7 protein-coding genes are annotated in these 6,508 nt (G+C 43.0%); 3 read left to right on the top strand and 4 right to left on the bottom strand.

What is annotated here, in order from left to right:
- Positions 1-188: 188 nt before the first annotated feature.
- The gene (locus DXC01_RS19410; RefSeq protein WP_118699651.1) at positions 189-749 is read left to right on the top strand and encodes a prolyl-tRNA synthetase associated domain-containing protein; all 561 of its coding nucleotides are present in this window, start codon (positions 189-191) and stop codon (positions 747-749) included.
- A 32-nt stretch (positions 750-781) separates the two neighbouring features.
- Positions 782-1,636 (top strand): YitT family protein, encoded by an 855-nt coding sequence (locus DXC01_RS19405; RefSeq protein WP_118699650.1) that lies wholly within the window; start codon positions 782-784, stop codon positions 1,634-1,636.
- 36 nt (positions 1,637-1,672) lie between these two features.
- Here the strand turns inward: DXC01_RS19405 and DXC01_RS19400 are convergent, their stop codons facing one another.
- Both DXC01_RS19400 and DXC01_RS19395 read right to left on the bottom strand, forming a co-directional pair.
- Positions 1,673-3,046 carry a sodium-dependent transporter gene (locus tag DXC01_RS19400; protein ID WP_118699649.1) on the bottom strand — a complete coding sequence of 458 codons (1,374 nt, stop codon included), beginning with the start codon at positions 3,044-3,046 and terminating at the stop codon, positions 1,673-1,675.
- A gap of 148 nt (positions 3,047-3,194) precedes the next feature.
- Complete coding sequence (locus tag DXC01_RS19395) at positions 3,195-4,319, bottom strand: DUF362 domain-containing protein (protein ID WP_118699648.1); 1,125 nt, start codon at positions 4,317-4,319, stop codon at positions 3,195-3,197.
- Positions 4,320-4,398: 79 nt separating this feature from the next.
- Between DXC01_RS19395 and DXC01_RS19390 the strand changes: the two genes are divergently transcribed.
- On the top strand, positions 4,399-4,803 hold the full coding sequence (locus DXC01_RS19390; protein ID WP_118699647.1) for a MerR family transcriptional regulator: 405 nt from the start codon (positions 4,399-4,401) through the stop codon (positions 4,801-4,803).
- 11 nt (positions 4,804-4,814) lie between these two features.
- Here DXC01_RS19390 and DXC01_RS19385 read toward each other — a convergent pair whose 3' ends face one another.
- Both DXC01_RS19385 and DXC01_RS19380 read right to left on the bottom strand, forming a co-directional pair.
- Positions 4,815-5,687, bottom strand: a complete 873-nt coding sequence (locus DXC01_RS19385; protein ID WP_022213917.1) for a DegV family protein — start codon at positions 5,685-5,687, stop codon at positions 4,815-4,817.
- Between the two features lie 41 nt (positions 5,688-5,728).
- Positions 5,729-6,262, bottom strand: a complete 534-nt coding sequence (locus DXC01_RS19380; protein WP_022213918.1) for a TetR/AcrR family transcriptional regulator — start codon at positions 6,260-6,262, stop codon at positions 5,729-5,731.
- Positions 6,263-6,508 lie beyond the last annotated feature (246 nt).

Genomic DNA, 6,508 nt, shown 5'->3' with positions numbered 1-6,508 from the left:
TTTCATGAATTACGTAGTTCCCCAGTGGCAGGAAGCATGGTTGTCCGGATGAGCCGGAACCCCAGAGAGCATATCCCATCAAGAAATATAAAAATGGGTCAAGTTAAGGCTTTAGCTGTGGGGAGTGTCAAGCCATAATATAAAAGAATGTATTCTAATAAAAGTTAATTTACAAGGAGTTATAACAAATGCAGTTACAAAACGGAAGACCAGAAAATACAGATGGCAGACTCGACAAAGAGATCCGCGTATATGATTTTTTAGACAAACTTGGAGTAGAGTATCAGAGAGTAGATCACGAGGCAGCCATGACAATGGAGGCCTGCGAGGCAATCGACCGTGTCCTTGGTGATGACACAGCGATCTGCAAAAACCTTTTTCTGTGCAACCGCCAGGAAACAGACTTCTATCTGCTCCTGATGCCGGGTGACAAACCTTTTAAGACCAAGAATCTCTCCGCACAGATCGGTTCTGCCAGATTGTCCTTCGCCAAACCGGAATATATGGAAAAATATCTGGACATCACCCCCGGGTCTGTCAGTGTCCTTGGTCTTATGAACGACCATGAGAAAAAAGTCCAGCTTCTGATCGACGAAGATGTACTCAAAGATCCATATTTCGGATGTCACCCATGTATCAACACATCCAGCCTGAAATTCTCAACAAAGGATTTCACAGACAAGATCATCCCTGCTCTCGATCACCCTCCGATCACGGTGAAGTTTCCTCTTCCGGAAGAACAGGCTTAATTTTTCAAAAACTATTACCTGGAGATCTTATCATGAAAAAACAACTGAATTATTCAAAACTGTTACTGGAAACAGTAATCCTGACTGTTGCCGTGGCGATCATCGCCGCAGCGGTATATTTTTTCCTGGTTCCAAGCCATACTTCTGTCAGCAGCATTTCCGGTCTTGGAATCGTTTTGTCCAACTTTGTTCCGCTTCCGCTTTCTGCGATCACGATGATCCTGAATGTGGTACTGCTGATCATCGGTTTTTTTGCCTGCGGTAAAGAGTTTGGTGTAAAGACTGTTTATACCAGCATCATGCTTCCTCTGTTTCTTGGTCTGTTCGAAAAGATTTTTCCTGATTTCGGTTCCATGACCAACAGTCAGGAGCTGGATGTTCTCTGCTATACCCTGGTCGTCAGCGTAGGACTGAGCATTCTTTTTAACAGAAATGCATCCTCCGGCGGTCTGGACATCGTTGCAAAGATCATGAACAAATATCTGCATATGGAACTTGGCAAGGCCATGTCACTTTCAGGCATGTGCGTTGCACTTTCTGCCGCACTTGTTTATGACAAGAAGACTGTCGTTTTGAGTATCCTTGGAACTTATTTCAACGGAATCGTTCTGGATCATTTTATCTTTGACCATAACATTAAACGACGTGTGTGCATCATCACGAAGAAGGAAGAAGAGCTCCGAAACTTCATTATCCATGAATTACATAGTGGAGCTACTGTTTATGAGGCATACGGTGCTTACAATATGCAGAAACGAAATGAGATCATCACCATCGTAGATAAGACGGAGTATCAGAAGCTGATGAACTTCATCAACAAAGAAGATCCACTTGCATTTATCACGGTATATAATGTGTCTGATATGCGTTATCAGCCAAAAGTATAAAAGTTGAGGCGAGACCAATGGTCTCGCCCCCGTTTTTTACATTGAAATCCATCCAAATGCATTCGCTACGGAACTGATCAGAATGATCGCCGCAAAGATCGGACAGAGATACTGAATCATAAAATTGAAAATATTTTTTCTTCGGAAAGTACTTTCTTCAAGAAGAACTTCTTTCTCGATTCGTTTTACACCAATAACCCTGGATACCAGAAGGCAGGTAGCAATTGCTGCGATCGGCATCATTACGGAGTTGGTCAGGAAATCAAAGAAATCAAGGAACTGCATTCCAATAATCTTTACAAATCCCAGTGGTCCATATCCCAGAGAAGAAAGGCTTCCGAGAATTATCATGATGACTCCGACAAGAACGGTTGATTTCCTGCGGCTCCATTTCAGCTCATCCTGGAAAGTAGAAACTGCACTCTCTGTCAGAGCAATAGAGCTTGTCAGTGCTGCACAGAGTACCAAGACAAAGAACAGGATTCCTACCAGTGTTCCGAATCCCATGCTTGCAAATACTTTCGGAATCGTGATGAACATCAGCGCCGGACCAGCCTGCAGTGTGTCCGGATCGCCGCCAGAGAAAGCAAAAACTGCCGGAATGATCATCAGACCTGCCATCATTGCAATCGCCGTGTCAAAGATTTCTACATTTATTGTAGAGCCTTCGATAGACACGTCTTTCTTCATATAAGAACCGAATGTTACCAGGATACCCATTGCAATTGACAGAGAATAGAACATCTGTCCCATCGCTGCAACAACTGTCATCCAGGAAAAGTTCTTAATGTTCGGTACAAGGAAGTACTTCACGCCTTCCAGTGCGCCTGGTCTTGTCACAGAATAAATTACGATAATGACTGACAAAAAGACCAGGATCGGCATCATAAACTTGGAAACTCGTTCCACACCGTTCTGCACGCCTGCATAAATGATCATCAGGGTAAGCAGGGTAAAAAACAGAAAACAGACTTCTGTGGAAACTCCATCAGATATAAATGTAGAAAAGTAACCGTCTGTAGCAAGTCCCTGACTGTTTCCTTTGATATACTCCACCAGATATTTGATCACCCATCCACCGATCACAGAATAATACGGTACGATCAGAACCGGAATGATCGCATTGATCCATCCACCAAATGACAGCCATTTGGATTTACCAAATTTTGCAAAAGCTCCTACAGGGCTTTTCTTTGTCATACGTCCGAGTGCTGTCTCCGCTACAATCATCGTGTAACCAAACGTCAGTGCCAGGATGATGTAAACCAGTAAAAAAATGCCGCCGCCATACTTCGCTGCAAGGTATGGAAATCTCCATATATTTCCAAGACCTACCGAAGCACCGGCCGCAGACAGTACAAACCCGATCTTGCCCGAGAATGTACTTCTCTCATGCTTATGCTTGTTCATAATTTTCCTCTCCCAATTTTCTTAATCTATACTCTTCTGATGATATCACGCTTTTGCATCATAAGCAAATGATATATCGTAAAAAGGGATGCAGAAGCTATTTTTATGCTTCTGCATCCCGATTTTTGTAAAAATCCGTAAGTTTTCTTTATTTAACTCTCTTTAATTCATATTCTCTGGTTCCAAGTCCGACCTTTTCTGCCTGATCCAGAGTTGCCTTCCATTCGATGTTTGGATTGGAATCTTTGAAATGATCGTGATGACAATGCCATCCAGGTTCTGCCAGATGTTCTCCGAGCTGGCTGTTCTCGATCGGTGTTGCTTTGAGGCAGGCATCTGCACATGCCTGATCCAGAGCGACCGGATCAAAGCTTGCAAACATTCCGATATCCGGAAGGATCGGTGCATCGTTCTCTCCATGACAGTCACAGTTCGGGCTGATATCCTGAACCAGCGCGATATGGAAATGTGGGCGTCCGTGACAGACTGCCTGTGCATATTCTGCCATCTTGCGGTCAAGAAGTTCATTTGCACTGCTGTTCGGATTGTATACAGCATCAAAACTGCAGGCTCCGATACAGCGTCCACAGCCCTTGCATTTATCATAATCGATCACGGCTTTTTTGTTTACATAAGTAATTGCGTCACTTCCGCATTCTTTTGCACAGCGGCGGCAGCCACGACAGACGTCTTCGTTGATTGCCGGTTTTCCACTTGCATGCTGCTGCATTTTTCCCGCGCGGCTTCCACAGCCCATGCCAATATTCTTGAGTGCACCGCCAAATCCAGTTGCCTCATGACCTTTGAAATGGCTCAGACTGATAAAAATATCTGCATCCATGATCGCATGTCCGATAAATGCAGTCTTGCAGTACTCTCCGTTTACAACCGGAACTTCTACTTCATCTGTTCCACGCAGTCCATCTCCGATGATGATCTGACAGCCTGTTGTGATCGTGTTAAAACCATTCAGATTTGCACAATCCAGATGTTCCAGGGCATTCTTTCTGCTTCCCGGATACAGTGTATTACAGTCCGTCAGAAACGGCATACCCCCCTGCTCCTTACACAGATCTGCAACTACTTTTGCATAATTTGGACGAAGAAAAGCCATGTTTCCCAATTCACCAAAATGCATTTTGATCGCTACAAATTTTCCATCCATATCAATGTCCTTGATACCGGCTGCGATACAGAGCTTCTTCAGCTTATCAAGCTGGCTTGTTCCTACCGGACATCGAAAATCTGTAAAATAAACAGTAGATTTCTCCATTTTGAATCCCTCCTGAAAATGATTTGTCTTTACAAAAGAATAGCACTTCAAGTATACTTGAAGTCAAGGAGGTTTTTACATGAAAACATATAGCATTCGTGAAATATCTGAACTTTTTTCACTTCCGGCTTCTACACTGCGTTATTACGAAAGTGAAGGCTTACTCCCCAATGTAGAAAAGTCTTCTTCCGGTCAGCGGATCTACACAGAAGAGCATATTGAACGTCTCAACTGCATCAACTGTTTTAAACGTACCGGTATGACAATTCCACAGCTTCGGAAATTTTTTGAATATGAGACGGACGAAGCTCAGCACATTGATGCCATCATCCGTCTTCTGGAAGACCAGGAAAAACAGGTAGATGAGAAACTCAGGCAGCTTCAGAAAGACTCTGCACATGTTCATCACAAAGTAAAACATTATAAAGCGATCAAACATGCACTGGAAAACGATCTGCCGCTGCCTGTGTGGGAAGACGAGTGAATTTTTTTACTTTACACCGGCTTACAGGTGCATCCGATACCAAGTCCATCCGGTCCAATGTGACATGAAAGACCGAAAGAGAGTTTGTCGCACATGACTTCCATTCCCGGGAAACTTTCTTTGATCTGGTTTACCCATTCTTCTGTTGCTTCGTCAGTACTGCTTGAGGCTGCCATCAGATATACTTTTCCGGCAGCGTATTCTTCACGGAAATTGGTTTCCAGTTCATGTTTCATCGCATCGATCATGACTTTGCGGGACTTCTTCATACCGCGGCATTTCTGGTAGGTATCGAGGGTTCCTGTGCTGAAGTGCATGACTGGTTTGATGTTCAGGACATCTGCTGCCAGGGCTGTCATGGAGCTGACTCTTCCACCTTTTTTGAGGTATTCCAGAGTGCTGAGGCCAATGTAAATAGTCATTTTTTCTCTGGTCTCTTCGAGGATTTTCTTGATTTCGGCTGCGCTGTAACCTTTTTCTGCCATTTCTACTGCATCAAGGACGGAACGATGCATTGGTGTTGCTACACGACCATTGTCTACGACAAATACTTTGCCGGCAAATGCATCTTCATTTGCCATTGCCTGTGCAGCCATACAGGAGCCGCTTAATGCACTGCTGAGCGGGATATAGACGATTTCTTCATATTCTTTCAGCATTTCTTTCCACATATCCAGTACTTCTACTGGTGACGGCTGAGATGTGGACACATCTACACCCTTTCGAAGCATGTCATAAAATTCATCTCTGGAAAGATCTACGCCTTCACGATATACTTTTTCTCCGATGTAAAACGGCATCGGAAGCACCTTGATTCCAAGTCTTTCTGCTTCTTCGTTCAAAATTCCACTGTGACTGTCTGTCATGATTCCTGTTTTCTTCATATTATCTTCTTCCTTCATATTCTGTCTTTTAACCTGTATTTCTATAACGTCTTAATGATCGGCATTACGTAATTGATCATCTCTTCCGGAGTTTCTTTTAACCCATCTATAAGCCATCGTCTGGAAACTCCATCCAATATGCAAAGTTTTACGACCCATCCGTATTTCTCGGACATATCCGAATCTTCTGATTCGATCGCTTTACGTTTTTCGTGAATCTTTTCTCCGAGACGTTTTGTAAAAAGATCCATGTTCAGTCCACGAATTGCCCACATCTCTTTGTAATTCAGTGATATCTGATAAAAATAATTAAACAGATATTCCCGCAGTTTTCGTTCATCTGTTGTATCCAGCAGCGGCAGGAATTCTATATTCAGTTTTTCTGCAGTCGCATCTGCGATACTGTCCAGCACTTCCGAAATAGAAGCGAAATTCCTGTAAAAAGAAACCCTCGCAACCTTCGCTTCCTGTACAATATCTGTTACAGTAATGTCCAGATAGGATTTCTGTGTCATAAGACGGAGAAGTGCCTGTTCTATTTCACTTTTTACAGAATGATTTTCTTTCTTGTTCATATCCTGTCCTTCTCTGAGCTTGTCAGCATGGTTATGTTGAATAGTTATATTTCGATTCATATATGTTACATTTTGTTTCACCAAAGAACTGTATTGTATCACCAAAAAATACATCTGTCAAGAAATGAAAAAAGTCAGGAAAATTTCATGTTCGAATTTTCCCTGACCTCTAAAGTTCTGCTTATTTTGTGAATTAAAAACTCTATCCTCACATGACTGAAGTCACGTGCTTCCAGACGCTTTAGG

This window comes from Blautia sp. OM07-19, assembly GCF_003481595.1.
Taxonomy (GTDB): domain Bacteria; phylum Bacillota; class Clostridia; order Lachnospirales; family Lachnospiraceae; genus Blautia_A; species Blautia_A intestinihominis.
The sequence above is the reverse complement of the archived record's forward strand: the minus strand, read 5'-3'. Positions and strand labels throughout refer to the sequence as shown.